The 16,128-nt window shown below is 63.5% G+C and carries 15 protein-coding genes and 2 tRNA genes; 14 read left to right on the forward strand and 3 right to left on the reverse strand.

Annotated features, from left to right (window positions below):
• The first annotated feature begins 30 nt into the window (after nt 1–30).
• Complete coding sequence (gene ppnN, locus ACGHX3_RS05055; protein WP_162339314.1) at nt 31–1,413, forward strand: nucleotide 5'-monophosphate nucleosidase PpnN; 1,383 nt, start codon at nt 31–33, stop codon at nt 1,411–1,413.
• Between the two features lie 5 nt (nt 1,414–1,418).
• On the opposite strand, the gene ACGHX3_RS05060 is transcribed toward ppnN, so the two are convergent.
• A complete protein-coding gene (locus ACGHX3_RS05060) occupies nt 1,419–2,432 on the reverse strand; it encodes a sensor histidine kinase (protein ID WP_394696620.1) in 1,014 nt (337 codons plus the stop codon).
• Between the two features lie 176 nt (nt 2,433–2,608).
• On the opposite strand from ACGHX3_RS05060, the gene ACGHX3_RS05065 reads away from it, so the two are divergent.
• Genes ACGHX3_RS05065 through ACGHX3_RS05095 form a run of 7 tightly spaced genes read left to right on the forward strand, consistent with a single transcriptional unit; the run spans nt 2,609 to nt 9,041 of the window.
• Nucleotides 2,609–3,166: a GspH/FimT family pseudopilin gene (locus ACGHX3_RS05065; RefSeq protein ID WP_394696621.1), complete on the forward strand. Its 558-nt coding sequence runs from the start codon at nt 2,609–2,611 to the stop codon at nt 3,164–3,166.
• On the forward strand, nt 3,163–3,648 hold the full coding sequence (pilV, locus tag ACGHX3_RS05070) for a type IV pilus modification protein PilV (protein ID WP_394696622.1): 486 nt from the start codon (nt 3,163–3,165) through the stop codon (nt 3,646–3,648). Before ACGHX3_RS05065 ends, pilV begins: the two co-directional genes overlap by 4 nt.
• Nucleotides 3,645–4,472, forward strand: a complete 828-nt coding sequence (locus ACGHX3_RS05075; RefSeq protein ID WP_213600829.1) for a prepilin-type N-terminal cleavage/methylation domain-containing protein — start codon at nt 3,645–3,647, stop codon at nt 4,470–4,472. The genes pilV and ACGHX3_RS05075 overlap by 4 nt, the downstream gene beginning before the upstream one ends.
• Nucleotides 4,469–5,008, forward strand: coding sequence for a PilX N-terminal domain-containing pilus assembly protein (locus ACGHX3_RS05080; RefSeq protein ID WP_213600828.1), 540 nt, complete (start codon nt 4,469–4,471; stop codon nt 5,006–5,008). Before ACGHX3_RS05075 ends, ACGHX3_RS05080 begins: the two co-directional genes overlap by 4 nt.
• Nucleotides 5,005–6,174 carry a hypothetical protein gene (locus tag ACGHX3_RS05085; protein ID WP_394696623.1) on the forward strand — a complete coding sequence of 390 codons (1,170 nt, stop codon included), beginning with the start codon at nt 5,005–5,007 and terminating at the stop codon, nt 6,172–6,174. The genes ACGHX3_RS05080 and ACGHX3_RS05085 overlap by 4 nt, the downstream gene beginning before the upstream one ends.
• On the forward strand, nt 6,171–8,606 hold the full coding sequence (locus ACGHX3_RS05090) for a pilus assembly protein (protein WP_394696624.1): 2,436 nt from the start codon (nt 6,171–6,173) through the stop codon (nt 8,604–8,606). Before ACGHX3_RS05085 ends, ACGHX3_RS05090 begins: the two co-directional genes overlap by 4 nt.
• A gap of 3 nt (nt 8,607–8,609) precedes the next feature.
• Nucleotides 8,610–9,041 carry a type IV pilin protein gene (locus ACGHX3_RS05095; protein WP_274379371.1) on the forward strand — a complete coding sequence of 144 codons (432 nt, stop codon included), beginning with the start codon at nt 8,610–8,612 and terminating at the stop codon, nt 9,039–9,041.
• Nucleotides 9,042–9,202: 161 nt separating this feature from the next.
• On the opposite strand, the gene ACGHX3_RS05100 is transcribed toward ACGHX3_RS05095, so the two are convergent.
• Both ACGHX3_RS05100 and ACGHX3_RS05105 read right to left on the reverse strand, forming a co-directional pair.
• A tRNA-Asn gene (locus tag ACGHX3_RS05100) sits at nt 9,203–9,279 on the reverse strand.
• Nucleotides 9,280–9,367: 88 nt separating this feature from the next.
• On the reverse strand, nt 9,368–9,934 hold the full coding sequence (locus ACGHX3_RS05105) for a GspH/FimT family pseudopilin (RefSeq protein ID WP_394696625.1): 567 nt from the start codon (nt 9,932–9,934) through the stop codon (nt 9,368–9,370).
• 152 nt (nt 9,935–10,086) lie between these two features.
• On the opposite strand from ACGHX3_RS05105, the gene uvrB reads away from it, so the two are divergent.
• The 6 genes from uvrB to rplT all read left to right on the forward strand — a co-directional run bounded on the left by uvrB (nt 10,087) and on the right by rplT (nt 15,978).
• A complete protein-coding gene (uvrB, locus tag ACGHX3_RS05110; RefSeq protein WP_394696626.1) occupies nt 10,087–12,108 on the forward strand; it encodes an excinuclease ABC subunit UvrB in 2,022 nt (673 codons plus the stop codon).
• A 76-nt stretch (nt 12,109–12,184) separates the two neighbouring features.
• Nucleotides 12,185–12,259, forward strand: a tRNA-Val gene (locus ACGHX3_RS05115).
• 316 nt (nt 12,260–12,575) lie between these two features.
• Nucleotides 12,576–14,483: a threonine--tRNA ligase gene (gene thrS, locus ACGHX3_RS05120; RefSeq protein WP_394696627.1), complete on the forward strand. Its 1,908-nt coding sequence runs from the start codon at nt 12,576–12,578 to the stop codon at nt 14,481–14,483.
• A 47-nt stretch (nt 14,484–14,530) separates the two neighbouring features.
• Entirely contained in the window at nt 14,531–15,055 is a 525-nt protein-coding gene (infC, locus tag ACGHX3_RS05125) for a translation initiation factor IF-3 (RefSeq protein ID WP_162339141.1), read from the forward strand.
• Nucleotides 15,056–15,410: 355 nt separating this feature from the next.
• A complete protein-coding gene (gene rpmI, locus ACGHX3_RS05130) occupies nt 15,411–15,608 on the forward strand; it encodes a 50S ribosomal protein L35 (RefSeq protein WP_014160066.1) in 198 nt (65 codons plus the stop codon).
• Nucleotides 15,609–15,618: 10 nt separating this feature from the next.
• Nucleotides 15,619–15,978: a 50S ribosomal protein L20 gene (rplT, locus tag ACGHX3_RS05135; RefSeq protein ID WP_162339116.1), complete on the forward strand. Its 360-nt coding sequence runs from the start codon at nt 15,619–15,621 to the stop codon at nt 15,976–15,978.
• The last annotated feature ends 150 nt before the right edge of the window (nt 15,979–16,128 follow it).

Genomic DNA, 16,128 nt, shown 5'->3' on the forward strand with positions numbered 1-16,128 from the left:
CCTCTGACGAACGAAGACAGGAAAAACCCCATGAACCAGACGGCATCGAGGGCGTTGCCGGTGCAGGACGCGCGGATCTATCCGCGTGGCGGCCTGGACGTACTTTCCCGCGCCGAAGTGGCGCGCCTGCGCGACGCGTCCAGCGGCGGTATGCACGAGCTGCTGCGCCGCTGCGCGCTGGCGGTGCTGACCAGCGGCAGCGCGTCCGACGATCCGCGCGCGGCGCGCGATCTCTATCCCGACTTCGACATCCAGGTCCTGCAGCAGGACCGTGGCGTCCGCATCGACCTGATCAATGCGCCGGCGATGGCGTTCGTGGATGGCGAGATCATCCGCGGCGTGGCGGAACTGCTGTTCGCCGTGGTACGCGACCTGGCGTACACCGCCATCGAACTCGGCCCCGAGTACGCGGCCGATCTGGAATCGTCAGCCGGCATCACCAATGCAGTGTTCGGCCTGCTGCGCAACGCGCGCATCCTCAAGCCCAGCGATCCGAACCTGGTCGTCTGCTGGGGCGGACACTCGATTTCGCGCGACGAATACCTCTACACCAAGCAGGTCGGCTACGAGTTGGGCCTGCGCGGCCTGGACATCTGCACGGGTTGCGGCCCCGGCGCGATGAAGGGGCCGATGAAGGGTGCGACCATCGCGCATGCCAAGCAGCGCCGTGCCAAGACGCGCTACATCGGCGTGACCGAGCCGGGCATCATCGCGGCCGAGTCGCCGAATCCGATCGTCAACCACCTGGTGATCATGCCCGACATCGAGAAGCGCCTGGAGGCCTTCGTCCGCATCGGCCACGGCATCATCGTGTTCCCCGGCGGCGTCGGTACGGCAGAGGAAATCCTCTACCTGCTCGGCATCCTGCTGCACCCCGACAACGCGCACCTGCCGTTCCCGCTGATCCTGACCGGTCCGACCATCGCCGCGCCGTACTTCGAGCAGATCGACCGTTTCATCCGCCTGACGCTGGGCGATGCGGCGGCCGAACGTTACGAGATCATCATCGGCGATCCGGTCGCGGTGGCGAAGAAGATGGTGGCCGGCATCCGCAAGGTGCGCGAGTACCGCATCGAGCACAAGGATTCGTTCTTCTTCAACTGGGCCGTCCAGATTCCCGAGGACTACCAGCAGCCTTTCGTGCCGTCGCACGAGGCGATGGCCGCGCTGCAGCTGCGCCCCGGCCGCGCCGTGCATGATCTTGCCGCCGACCTGCGACGTGCGTTCTCCGGCATCGTCGCCGGCAACGTCAAGGAAGACGGCATGCGCCGCATCGAGGAATTCGGTCCGTTCGAGATCCACGGCGACGCCGCGATGATGCAGGCGCTGGATGCCCTGCTGCGTGCGTTTGTCGAGCAGCGGCGCATGAAGATCGCGGGCGAGTACAAGCCCTGTTACCGCGTGGCGACCTGACGCCGCTAGCCCGTGGCATCCAGTGGCAGGCGGATGGTGGCGGTGTACAGGCCATCGACGATCCGCGTGTCCACGCTCCCGCGGCCCTGGGTCGCGGCATGGATGCGCGCCCGCACCGAGCTGAGTCCGACCTGATGGCCTGACGCCGCGCGGGCCGAGGCGGGTGGCAGGGTGTTGGAAACGGCGATCTGGAGGGCGCCATCGACCGTGCCGATGCGGATGCCGACATTCCCGCCCGTCGTGGAGGGTTCGATACCGTGCCGGATGGCGTTTTCCGCCAATGGCTGGATGGAAAGCGTCGGTACCTGCAGGGCGGGCAGCTCGGCGGGGGTATCCCAGGTCAACCGGAGACGATCCCCCAGGCGGAGCTGTTCGATCTCCAGGTAGCGGCGCGCCAGCGACAGGTCCTCTGCCAGCGTGAGGGACTCGCGTTGCGACAGCGCCGCCCGGAACAGGTCCGACAGGTCCAGCAGCAACTGCTCCGCGAGGTCGGGCTTGGCATGCAACAGCGAAATGCCGGTGTTGAGCGTGTTGAACAGGAAGTGCGGCTGGATGCGGGCTTGGAGGGCCTGCAGCTTGGCGTGTTCGGCAGCCACGGCCAACTGCCGAGCCCGCCACTGTGCGTGGAATGCACCCAGCCCCAGCCCCCCCATGATCAAGGCAATGGCGGTGATGCGCAGCGAAAGGGTCAGCCAGCCGCCCTCCGGCAGCGGCACGAGATCCCGCAGTGCCAGCCAACCAGCCAACAGCACGAGCCAAGTACTGGCCAGCAGTGCGCCGAGTCCGACTTGTGCGATGAGCGGTGGGGTTGCCCGGGAAAGCGCCCCGCGCAACAGGTACAACAAGCCCAGCGACGTCAGCACGATCCACTGGATGGCGAGCGAGGCCACGCCGAAGTAGGTCAGGCGATCTCCTTCTCGGCCGGGCGCGATCGTCAGGATCGCCGCCAGCGCTTCCCCGGCCAGCAGCACCCACACCAGGGTGCGGGCTTGCCATAGGGTGTCGAGGGGACTCAACACGGGGGAAGGGTTATCCATATCGTCGGGCGGGGGTCGGGGAAGGGTAGCCGGGGCCTCGAGCAGGGTGCCATTGGCTGGAACTCGCCATTGGGGCGGCGAATCGCGCCGTTCATTCGGGAAGAACTGGCCGGGGTCCCAGGTTGAGGCTAGGGTAAGCCGTCAACAAGGGGAAGGGTATGTCCGTCTCACACCCAAGCGATGCCGGCAGCGGAGGCGCAGTGCACCGTCGCCGGCAGCGCCAGCGGGGCTTCACACTGATCGAGCTGATGGTGACCATCGCGGTGATCGCGATCCTTTCGGCCATCGCCGCACCGTCGATGGTCTCGCTGATGAACTCCAACCGCCTTTCCAGCACGGCCGGCGAACTGACCGCTGCCGCACAATTGGCGCGTTTGGAGGCCATCCGGCGCAATTCGCCGGTGCGTCTGTGTCGGAGCACCGATGGCACGACGTGCTCGAACGGGGCCGACTGGGGTGGCTGGGCCATCGTGGGAAACAACAACCTCGACGATAGCGAGGAAGTGGTGCGGGGTGGCCTGTTCCCGGGCAACGTGCAACTCGCAGGGCCCGCGGGCGGCATCACGTTCAATTCGGCGGGGCTGATTCCTTCGGCGCAAGTGCTCACCGTCTGTATCCCGACGACTAGTCCCGTTGAGAACCAGCGGGTGATAACCATAAGCGTGGCAGGACATATCACGACCGAAAGGGCAGATGGAGGAGGTGCTTGCTCATGAGTCATCGCATCCACGGTGTTGCGGCTTCTCGTCGCCGGCCATTGCCCAGCGCGCGGTCTGTGCGCGGTATCAGCCTGATCGAAGTGCTGGTGGCCGTGGTGGTGTTGAGCATCGGCCTGCTCGGAGTGGCCGCCATGCAATCCGTCGCCCTGCGCGGCGGCCAGAGTTCCCTCGAAACCAGCCAGGCGGTCATGCAGACCAACGCCATCCTCGATGCCATGCGCGCCAACCGTGCTGCCGCGGAGGAATACAACACCGACGGCATGATGTGCGCCGCGGAGGCCGGCAGCAGTGTGGCCGAGAGCGACCTGCAGACCTGGATCACCGATCTGAAGAACAACATCGCCAATACCGACGACGATGACACGACATGCGGCCAGATCACTGGCTGCCCGGAGGCTTGCGTCATTACCATTCAGTGGGATGACTCGCGTGCCGGCGGTGGCAACGAGCGGCGAGTGGTCACGAGGACGACCATATGACATCGCGCCGTCTTGCCGCTGGCTTCAGCCTGATCGAACTGATGGTGGCCTTGGTGCTGGGCTTGCTGGTCACCGGCGCTGCCTTCGCGATCCTGCAGTCCAATCAGGCCACCTATCGCTCGAACGAAGGCTTGAACCGCATCCAGGAAAATGCCCGTATCGCGTTCGAGTTGATGTCTCGCGACATCCGCGCCGCCGGTGGCAGTGCCTGTTCACGGTATTCGGAAATCATGGGTGCCAACGCGGAGGCTGCTCAGTTCAGCGGTTCGCCCATCCAGGGGGATGCCGCCTCGCTGCGCGTGTTCTCCGGCGACGATACCGCCTACCGTGTGGAGAGTACGACGTCCAGTTCCGTCACGCTGGATGACGAGGAACTCGATACTGCCTCCGACGCGTTTTCCGTCGGAAACCTCATCATGCTGTGCAACAGCAGCCGTACTCACGTCGTCGCAGCCACTGGCGTGACCGGGATGACCGTCAGTTTCGATGGTCTGCCGGACTACCCGGTGACCGATGCTGCTCTGCTGCCGTCAGTCGTCTTGGCTCGTTTTCGCGACGTGCAATGGTTCGTGCAGGAAAATGGTCGCGGAGGCAGTTCCCTCTACATGTCGCGTTTCGGCGGGGCGGCCGAGGAAGTGATCGACGGCGTGCAGGACATCGATTTCGGTTATCGCCAGCGTGGCCAAGCCAACTACGCCGATACGCCGGGTGACGATGTGGTGGCCGTACGGATCAACATGACCTTGCAGGGCGCGGACGTCGATGGCCGCGACCTGACGCGGCAGGTATCCAACATCGTCAGCTTGCGGGGGCGCACGCTATGAAATCCGATCGTTCCCGTTCCGTCGGCATGAGCCGCGATCAGCAGGGTATCGCCTTGATCGTGGTGCTGGTCCTGCTGGTGGTGACGGCTATCCTCGGCCTGGCGATCATGCGCAGTTCCGCCATGCAGGAGCGCATGGCCGCTAACCTGCGTGACCGTAGCGTCGCTTTCCAGGCGGCCGAAGGTGCGCTTCGATTCGCGCAGGATCAGGTGCTTGGTGCAGGGGACTGGGATCGCCGCATTCCCACGGCGGCGGACTGCACGTCTGACAGCATCTGCCCCAGCGGCTCCGTGCCCGCATGGCGTCAGGTACCCGACGATAGCTACGACAACCAGATGGTTGCGGAGAATCCCGAATACTGGATCGAGTACATCGGCACCGGCCCCGGCCAACCCGGTGGCTGCGATACCACTTCAGGCTCCACGCTCAATTGCGCCAATCCCTTGTACCGCGTGACCGCACGCAGCCGTGCCGCAGGCCGCGCCGACGTGCTTGTGCAAGCCACCGTCATCAGTCGCATCCCGGATGAGCCATGAACACTTTTTCCTCTTCTCCCCTGTGCTCGCATCTCCAGAACACCCGCCATCGTCCGTGGTGGAGCGCACCTGTGGCTTTCCTGGCGACACTACTGGCTCTCCCAGTCAATGCCGGCGTCGCGATTCCGGACGAGCCGATGACCACCGGTACGCGGATACCACCCAACATCCTGCTTGTGCTCGATAATTCTGGCTCGATGTCGAATGATTACATGCCGGACAGTGTGCCAAGAATTGCCGGCACTGCCGATAACAGCAACGGCGACACGATGGCGTTGCAAGCCTACACCCGCAACACCATCTACTACGACCCGCGCAAGACGTACCTGCCTTGGGTGAACCCCGATGGCTCCGAAATGACGGGTGGCAAGAGTTATGGCGCCGCCTACAGCGACGCCAATCGGGTTTGGCCATTCGCTACCGCGACCATCAACCTGGCAAATCAGATCAGGACGTTCTACTACCCGAGAAATCCGAATGATCCGACGACGTTCGGCAACGTTTCCGGCTACTACCGTTACCAGATTCTGACCGACGGCGTCGTTGAACGTTCGGAGTGGGGCGGCGTTGCCAGTTTCACCGTCGCGCCTGACTATCCCGTTACGAACGTTTCGGGAACGAATGGGAGCTTCAGTACGAAGTTTCCCGTCTTCACGGTTCCAGCCAACGCTAACCGTGTAACCATCACGGCCACTGCGGCGGGCAATGTCGACCTGTTCATGAGGGTCAATGCCGCCCCGACAGCCGCGACGTCCACGAGTAATGTGGTGAACGGCAATGCCACAAAGACCATCGTCCGCAACAATCCGGTGACCGGCGAACAGATCAACGTGGGACTTCGGGGCAGGAACAACTACAGCGGCGTGACGCTGACCATTACATATCAGCTTGATCGATGCAGCGGATATGGTTGGGTGAATTGCACCACGGCGACTCCAACCGGACGTAGCGCTGCAGCGGAATTGGAGAACTTCGCTATCTGGTACTCCTACCACCGCACACGTTACAAGGTTGCTAAATCAGGCGCCGGGCGCGCATTCGCCAGATCGGCACCAATTATCGCGTCGGCTACCGCAACATCTGGAACAACATGCCGACATCCAATACTGTCATTCCTAGTGGAGGTGTGTGGCCGGCTGGGGGCAGGTGGAATGTCCACCCGATGACGCCAGCCAAACCCATTCCGGTTACGCGCAACCAGGGTTTGTTCGACGACCCGAATGGCACCACCGGCGCCGATAACAACCGAACGGCCTGGTTCCAGCGCTTGTATTCCGAAAATGGGGGCGGCGCCACGCCGTTGCGCTCCGCCATGTGGAATGCAGGCAATTACTTCGCAACGGACCATGCGTCGGACGGGCCTTGGGGTCCTGGCGAGCCGGTGGAGCAATTCAGCTGCCGTCAGAGCTACATGATCCTGACCACCGATGGTTACCGTAACGACTCGACTGATACCGGATACGATTACACGGGAGTAGGTCAGAACGTCGGTGAGCAGGATGGCTCGTTCCCTCGGCCATACAAGGGCGATAACCAGGCCGACACCTTGGCCGATATCGCCATGTATTACTGGAAGACCGACTTGCGCGAGGACCTGGCAAACAACGTGCCGGCGTCGATCGACGACCCGGCCAGCCACCAGCACATGGTGACGTTCTCGGTGTCGTTGGGCGCCGCGGGTAGCCTGGATCCGGAAACGGATTTGCCGGCCATCACGGCGGGTACAAAGAGCTGGCCAATTTCTGTCAACAATGACGCCAGCAGCATCGACGATCTGTGGCATGCAGCGGTGAACGGACGTGGCAAGTACGTACTGGCCAACGACGCCGACAGGTTCACCAAGGCCTTGCTGGACGCATTGACTGAGATCGAGCGACGCAGCAGTTCGTACTCCAACGTGGCGTCCACATCCGTGTCGCCGGAGGCCAGCACGCTGGTATTCAACGCCAGCTACGAGCAGGGCAGTTGGAAAGGTGGTTTGAGGGCCAGCCGGGCATCGGACGGCGCTGAAATGTGGAATGCGAGTGTTGGCAGTTGGAATACGCGTAATGTCCTGACTTCCGAAGACGGCACAGGACACACTTTCCCGACTGATAATCAGATCACTGCTCTCGCCAGGACCGGTGGCACGTTCAACTATCCGGTAACTGGCGCGAAGAATGCCGACTACATCAAGGGCGATACGAGTCTGGAAGGCAACGAAGCGCCGCACCTGCGCAGGCGTACCAGCGTGCTGGGCGACATCGTCAATTCATCGCCCGCCTATGACCCGGAAACCAATACGCTCTATGTGGGCGCCAACGACGGCATGCTGCATGCCTTCGACGCAAGCAGCGGCGAGGAACTGTTCGCCTACATTCCCAGCATCATCAACTTGGGCCTGCTGTCCACCCTGAGTCGCGGCGACTATGCCCACAGATACTTCGTCGATGGTCCCATCGCAGTCAGTCGTCGCTCTCTGACGCCGGGCGGCGAAAACATCCTGGTCGGAAGCTTGGGGCGTGGCGGCAAGGGACTGTATGCGCTGGACGTCACCAATCCCGCATCGATGGCGGCCTCAAACTTCAAGTGGGAGCGCGCTGAAACCACACGCAACAACATGGGCTTGGTACTCAGCAAGCCGTTGCTGGCCAGCGTGAATGCCGGCACGCGCACGCCAGCCGTGGTCGTTGGCAATGGTCCCAACAGTACCAATGAGCGCGCCGTGCTGATCGTCCTGGATCTGGATACGGGCAGCGTCATTCGCGAAATCGATACGGGTGTTGGAAGTGCGCTTGCACCCAATGGCCTGTCCTCGGCGACGGGCGTCTATGGCGTAGACGGCAAGACGCTGGCTTATGTCTATGCCGGCGACATGCAAGGCAACGTCTGGAAGTTCGACATGACCTCCTCTACCCCGGCTGATTGGACCGCTACCCGCCTGTTCACGGCGCAGGACGAAGATGGAAATGCGCAGCCCATCAGTGGTGGCGTGGCGGTGGGTGTCCATCCGCTCACACGGAAGCGCTGGGTCTTCTTCGGCACCGGTCGCTACCTCACCGCCGAGGATGCTCAGCCAGGAAGCACTGACGTACAGAGCATGTACGGGTTCATCGATGAAAATACTACCCGCACACGTGATGAGCTGACCGAACGATCCATCCAGGTGACGGAGGGCAATGTGCGCGCATTTGAATCGCGCGCAGCGCTGCCGTCCAGCTCGAAGGGCTGGTATCTGGATCTTCCTGTCAGCGGTGAGCGGATCGTGCAGGACGCACAGTTGGCGGGCCGTTTCCTGGTTACTGCCAGCATCATCCCCTCGGGTGGTGCCTGCAGTTCCAGCGGTACCGGCTACATAAACGCGCTGGATGCCTTCACCGGCACCAGCGGCAGCCTTTCGTATTTCGACTTGAATGGCGATGGAGTTACGGAGGATACGGCGGTTACTGGCGGCTTGCCGGTGGGATCGGTGAACCTGGGTAACGGCATGCCGACCTTGCCGAATCTGTTGCGCGGTTTGCTGGGGGTTGGTGGCAGCGGTGGCGCCGGATTGAATACGGTGCGTACGGCGGCGCCGCGCTGGGACCGCGCCTCATGGCGCGAGATCCGCAGGGACTGACACATGGAGAGCGAACATATGATGGTTTCCGTCAAGGCCGCGCCACGTGCGCTAGCTGGGTTCACCTTGATCGAACTGATGGTGGTGGTGGCCATCATCGGCATCCTGGCCTCGATCGCCTTGCCCAGCTACCTCGAACACGTGCGCAAGGGCCGGCGGGCTGCTGGCACTGCCTGCTTGTTGCAGGCAGCGCAGCAGATGGAGCGCTTCTACACCACGGCACTGGCGTACGACGCTGATGACAGTCCGACCGTCTTTACCTGTGATGCTGACGCGAGCAGGTTCTACACGGTCTCAGTGGATACCGACAGTTTGGCGCCAAGGACTTACTTGCTGATTGCTACCCCGCAGGGGAGTCAGGCGAGTGATCGCTGTGGCAACCTCTCGATCGATCAGGCCGGCAATCGCTTGCCCACGACGCAAGGCTGTTGGTGAGAAAAACCTAACGCTTTAGCATGTCGCGCACGCGATACGTTTGGGTCCGGTCATCGTCGGTGGCGAGACCTGTCATTTGAGGTCGCTGTATCGCCATCGCCGCTGGGGTGGAGAGGGCAACAAAAAAGCCGCATCTTTCGATGCGGCTTTTTCTTTTGATCTGGCGCCCGAAGTTGGACTCGAACCAACGACCCCCTGATTAACAGTCAAGTGCTCTAACCGGCTGAGCTATTCGGGCGGGGCGCGTATTGTAGCCAGCGATTCCCGTGGCGACAAGCCTCGGGAACTGAGGGCGTGTGGGGCCTGGCGCCCAAGGCGTTGGATCATCAGCATGGCGTCTTCAGGTTGCCTCGCACAGCGCGCGGGCGGCCTGTGTTGTTCAGGACAACGCTGCTTGCCACGCGGCCGTCGTAGCAGATCCGGATGGTCAGGTTGGTGCCGTAGCTCATCCCGGTCGGCTGATAGCGGACATGCCGGCGCCCTTGGCTGGATACCACCCGGATGCTCGGCGCCCCGGGCGCCGCCTCGTTCCGGTAGATGTCGTTGCCGTCGTCGGGCTCGCGGTTTCCGTCCGGGTCGCGGAAGGACAGCCAGTGTCCTCCCCAGTCGGTGCCGTTGCGGCAGTTGCCGGCGCCATCACTGGGGCAGACCACGACCGGCACGTTGTGGCTGATGGCGGTCATCCGGGCCGAGGCGAAGTGGGACATCAGCAGGTTCGTCGTCGCGCTGGCCTGTTGGCGGGCCCGGAACTCCCGCAGCGAAGGCAGGCCAATGGCGACCATGAGCGCCAGGACGGACAGAGTGACGGAGATTTCCACCAGCGTGAAGCCATGGGTGGATACGGGGCGACGTGCGTGGCTCCCCTGACGGGGCAGCGAAGGCATCCTTGCCATCGACAACTCCTTGCGGATAGGACGGGCACAGGTTCGCGGCGCTGCCCCATCGCTCGCCATCAGGTCCGGGCCTGTCCGCATGTAGGGATTCGCCGCGGCGGCTGTCACACGCCCATCGCTATACTCGTCCGCTTGTCTCCGGGTTGTGCGCCATGACCGACCGTTTCCAGCTCGTTTCCCCCTATTCACCGGCCGGCGACCAGCCGCAGGCGATCAAGAAACTCACCGAGAATTTCGAGGCGGGCCTGGCGAAGCAGACGCTGCTGGGCGTGACGGGTTCGGGCAAAACCTACACCATCGCCAACGTGGTGCAGCAGGTGCAGAAGCCGACCTTGATCATGGCGCCCAACAAGACGCTGGCTGCGCAGCTGTACGGCGAGTTCAAGGCGTTCTTTCCGCACAACGCGGTGGAGTACTTCGTCAGTTATTACGACTACTACCAGCCCGAGGCCTACGTGCCGTCGAGCGATACCTTCATCGAGAAGGACAGCTCGATCAACGAACACATCGAACAGATGCGGTTGGCGGCGACCAAGACGCTGCTGTCGCGACCGGATGCGCTGGTGGTGGCCACCGTGTCCGCCATCTACGGCCTGGGCGCCCCGGAAGACTACCTGTCGCTGCGGCTGATCCTGTCGCTGGGCGAGCGGATCGACCAGCGCGAACTCATCCGCCACCTGACCCAGCTGCAGTACACCCGCAACGAGTACGAACTGCAGCGCGGCACGTTCCGCGTACGCGGCGAGATCATCGACGTGCACCCGGCCGAAAGCGATGCCGAAGCCATCCGCATCGAACTGTTCGACGGTGAGGTCGAGGGGCTCAGCCTGTTCGATCCGCTCACGGGCGAATCGCTGCGCAAGCTGCAGCGCTACACCGTCTATCCCAAGACCCATTACGCGACCACCCGCGAGCGCGTGCTGGCGGCGATCGATACCATCAAGGTCGAACTGAAGGATCGTCTGGAGAGCCTGTACGCGCAGAACAAACTGGTGGAAGCGCAGCGGCTGGCCCAGCGCACCCAGTTCGACGTGGAGATGATGGCGGAGGTCGGCTTCTGTTCCGGCATCGAGAACTACTCGCGCCACCTGACCGGCAAGGCGCCGGGCGAGCCACCGCCGACGCTGTTCGACTACCTGCCGGCCGATGCGCTGCTGGTCATCGACGAGTCGCACGTGACCATTCCGCAGATCGGCGCCATGTACAAGGGCGACCGTTCGCGCAAGGAGACGCTGGTGGAGTTCGGTTTCCGCCTGCCGTCGGCACTGGACAACCGGCCGCTGCGGTTCGAGGAGTGGGAGGCGCGCTCGCCACGAAGCATCTACGTCTCGGCCACGCCAGGGCCTTACGAGCTGCGCGAGTCCGCCGGCGAGATCGTCGAGCTGGTGGTGCGTCCCACCGGCCTGATCGACCCGGAAGTGGAAATCCGCCCCGTCGGCACGCAGGTCGACGACCTGTTGTCGCAGATCAACGAGCGCGTGTCGTGGGGCGACCGCGTGCTGGTCACCACGCTGACCAAGCGCATGGCCGAGAACCTGACCGAGTATCTCGGCGAACACGGCATCAAGGTGCGCTACCTGCACTCGGACGTCGACACGGTCGAGCGCGTGGAGATCATCCGCGACCTGCGGCTGGGCAAGTTCGACGTGCTGGTCGGCATCAACCTGCTGCGCGAGGGCCTGGACATGCCGGAGGTGTCGCTGGTGGCGATCCTCGACGCCGACAAGGAGGGCTTCCTGCGCTCGACCGGCTCGCTGATCCAGACGATCGGCCGCGCCGCGCGCAACCTGCGCGGCAAGGCCATCCTGTATGCCGACAAGGTCACCCGGTCCATGCAGGCGGCGATAGACGAAACGGCCCGCCGTCGCGAGAAGCAGGTGGAGTACAACCTGGAGCACGGCATCACGCCGAAGTCCGTGGCCCGTCCCATCGTGGATATCCTGGAGGGCGCCCGCAGCGAGGCGACCAGCGAGGGCAAGTCCGGGCGGGGCAAGTCGCGTCGGGTGGCCGAGGAGCCGGCCGAGTACGGTGTGATGGATCCCGCCCAGGCGGTGGCCCGCATCAAGGCGCTGGAGCAGCAGATGTACCAGCACGCGCGCGACCTGGAATTCGAGGACGCCGCGCGCCTGCGCGACCAGATCCAGCGGCTGAAGGAAGCCAGCCTGGGCGGCTGATACGCCGGATCGCATGCCCCGGTTGTCGGCGACCCTGCTTCCGGGCTAGAATTCGCGCCCCTGCAAAGGGCAGACCGGGCGGTTAGCTCAGCGGTAGAGCACTACCTTGACATGGTAGGGGTCACAGGTTCGAACCCTGTACCGCCCACCACGCTTCCACAGCGTGGATTCCGGACTTCTGGGGCCAGCCCGATGCGCCATCTTCCTCACGAGGTGGCCCGCGGCAACGCCGGCCGAGCGTGCGACATGAGCACTACCACCGCCTGAATCTGGTACTGCCCGAGGCACTGCATCCCGTAGGCGCCCTCGTGGCGCTTTTTTGTTGTCCGCAGGACGGCAAGGGAATCGGGAATGGGGAGTAGGGAATCGTCGCAACCACTGCGCTGGGTCCCGATGCTCCCCTTGAATCCCGCCCGCTTTCGCCGCCGCCGATTCCCCACTCCCGATTCTCCATTCCCGGTCCTTACATGATCACCATCACGCTCCCCGACGGCAGCCGCCGCGAGTTCGACAACCCCGTCTCCGTCATGGAGGTCGCGCAGTCCATCGGCGCCGGCCTGGCCAAGGCCACCGTGGCCGGCGCGGTCGACGGCGTGCTGGTCGACGCCAGCGACGTCATCGACCACGACGCGTCGTTGCGCATCATCACGCCGAAGGACGAGGAGGGCGTGGAGATCATCCGCCACTCCTGTGCCCACCTGGTCGGCCATGCGGTGAAGCAGCTGTACCCGGACGTGAAGATGGTCATTGGCCCGGTCATCGCCGAAGGCTTCTACTACGACATCTACAGCGAGCGCCCGTTCACGCCCGAAGACCTGGCGGCGATCGAACAGCGTATGCAGGAACTGATCGCGCAGGACTACGACGTCATCAAGAAGATGACGCCGCGCGCCGAGGTCGTGGAGGTGTTCACGTCGCGCGGCGAGGACTACAAGCTGCGCCTGATCGACGACATGGGTCCGGACGTCACCGCGATGGGCCTGTACTACCACCAGGAATACGTGGACATGTGCCGCGGCCCGCACGTGCCGAACACGCGCTTCCTGAAGGCCTTCAAGCTGACGCGCATCTCCGGCGCCTACTGGCGCGGCGATGCCAAGAACGAGCAGCTGCAGCGCATCTACGGCACGGCCTGGGCCGACAAGAAGCAGCTGGAAGCCTATATCCAGCGCATCGAGGAAGCCGAGAAGCGCGACCACCGCAAGATCGGCAAGCAGCAGGAACTGTTCCACCTGCAGGAAGAGGCGCCGGGCCTGGTGTTCTGGCACCCCAAGGGCTGGGCCATCTGGCAGGTGGTCGAGCAGTACATGCGCAAGGTCTACCGCGACAGCGGCTACCAGGAAGTGCGCTGCCCGCAGATCCTCGACGTGGCCCTGTGGAAGAAGTCCGGCCACTGGGACAACTACAAGGAAAACATGTTCTTCAGCGAGTCGGAGAACCGCACCTACGCGGTCAAGCCGATGAACTGCCCGGGCCACGTGCAGGTGTTCAACCAGGGTCTGCACAGCTACCGCGACCTGCCGATCCGCTACGGCGAATTTGGTGCCTGCCATCGCAACGAGCCGTCGGGTGCGCTGCACGGCATCCTGCGCGTGCGCGGCTTCACCCAGGACGATGGCCACATCTTCTGCACGGAAGACCAGATCGAGGCCGAGGTCACCGCGTTCCACCAGCAGGCGCTGAAGGTCTATTCGGACTTCGGCTTCGAGGACATCCAGATCAAGATCGCCCTGCGCCCGGAATCGCGCCTGGGCGACGACGCCACCTGGGACAAGGCCGAGGCCGCCCTGCGCGCCGCGCTGCGCAGCTGCGGGGTGGAGTGGCAGGAACTGCCGGGCGAGGGCGCCTTCTACGGTCCCAAGATCGAGTACCACCTGAAGGACGCCATCGGCCGGACCTGGCAGCTGGGCACCATGCAGGTCGATTTCATGATGCCGGGCCGCCTGGGCGCCGAGTACGTGGACGAGAACAGCCAGCGCCAGCACCCGGTCATGCTGCACCGGGCCATCGTGGGCTCGATGGAGCGGTTCATCGGTATCCTGATCGAGCACCATGCTGGTGCATTCCCGTCCTGGCTGGCCCCCCAGCAGGCGGTGGTGATGAATATCACCGACGCCCAGGCCGATTATGTGGCCGAGGTCCGGAAAACCCTTGCAAATCAAGGCTTCCGGGTGGCGGCGGATTTGCGGAACGAGAAGATCGGCTATAAGATTCGCGAGCACACGCTGCAGCGGGTGCCTTACCTGCTGGTGGTCGGCGACCGCGAGAAGGACAATGGCGCCATCGCCGTGCGTACGCGTTCAGGGGAAGATCTTGGCAGCATGTCCGTTGCCGCCTTTGCCGAACGTTTGCGGAACGAGCACGCTGCACACTAAGTTCCGGTCCCTGGTCGACCGGTACAACCCTCCCTGGAGACTGCAACATCAGCACCCCTGACAACAAGCAAAACCGCAAGAACCACGAAATCCGCGTGCCGCGGGTGCGCGTGATCGGTTCCGATGGCGAGATGATCGGCGTGCTTTCGCGCGACGAAGCTCTGGCCAAGGCGGAGGACGAAGGTCTGGATCTCGTCGAGATCCAGCCCAACGCCGAGCCGCCCGTCTGCAAGATCATGGACTTCGGCAAGTTCAAGTTCGAAATGCAGAAGAAGGCCAACGAGGCCAAGAAGAAGCAGAAGCAGGTCGAGATCAAGGAACTCAAGTTCCGCCCGGTCACCGACGAGGGCGACTACCAGATCAAGATGCGCAACATCCGCCGCTTCCTGGAAGAGGGCGACAAGGTCAAGGTCAACATCCGCTTCCGTGGCCGCGAGATGAGCCACCAGGAGCTGGGTCGCGAGATGGCCGCGCGCATCGAGGCCGAGCTGGGCGACGAGATCGTCATCGAGTCCCGTCCGCGCCTGGAAGGCCGCCAGATGGTCATGATGATCGCCCCCAAAAAGAAGTGATGTCGGCGGCGGAGCCGCCGACGCCACCCGTTCCCCTCGCCCCGCATGCGGGGAGAGGGCAAAGGGTGAGGGGAAGGCGCCGCAAGGCGCCTTTCGCTTTTGGCGCCCTCCGGTTCCCTCGCTAAGTAGCCGGATTTGCAAGAGAAAACGCCAGCGGGCATAATACGCGGCCCGGTACGCCGGGAGGCTGCTCGCAGCCGATGGACCCGTCGCAGGTTCCGTTCTGGAATCAACGACTTACAAGCCGATATGGGCATGGATGGAAAGAGTGGCCTTTCGATCTTCGCGGCGAAGCCGCAAAGCATTGAAAGGGCGCCGCCCGGATCAGTGACATAAACCCGTCAAGGACATAGCAATGCCCAAGATCAAGACCCACCGGGCGGCGGCGAAGCGTTTCCGCAAGACCGCCTCCGGCAAGTTCAAGGCTGGCCACGCCAACCGTAGCCACATCCTCACCAAGAAAGCGACCAAGCGTAAGCGCGGCCTTCGTGCGACGAACATCATTCGCGCCGAAGACAGCGGCCGTCTGAACCGCATGCTTCCCTACCTCTGAGGACTGAGACATGGCACGAGTTAAGCGTGGCGTGATGGCGCGTCGCCGTCACAAGAAGATCCTCACCCTGGCCAAGGGTTACTACAACGCGCGCCGCAAGGTGTTCCGCGTTGCCAAGCAGGCGGTCATCAAGGCGCAGCAGTACGCCTACATCGGCCGCAAGCAGAAGAAGCGCAACTTCCGTTCGCTGTGGATCACGCGTATCAACGCGGCGGCCCGCATCAACGGCCTGAGCTACAGCCGTTTCATGAACGGCCTGCTGAAGGCTGGCATCACCCTGGACCGCAAGGTGCTGGCGGACATCGCCGTGCACGATGCGGCCGGTTTTGCGGCCTTGGCTGAAAAGGCGAAGGGCGCACTCGCGGCGTAAGCCGCGTCTCCACCGTACAGCACTCCGGCAGTCCATCGCCGGGAACACGTGGGGAAGGGCGCGAGTCCTTCCCCATTGTTTTTTGTGGGTTGCCGTCATTCCGGCGAAAGCCGGAATCCATCTTGATCTTCGCGCGCAAGGCCGCCAGAC

This window comes from Pseudoxanthomonas japonensis (assembly GCF_043632995.1).
GTDB lineage: Bacteria > Pseudomonadota > Gammaproteobacteria > Xanthomonadales > Xanthomonadaceae > Pseudoxanthomonas_A > Pseudoxanthomonas_A japonensis.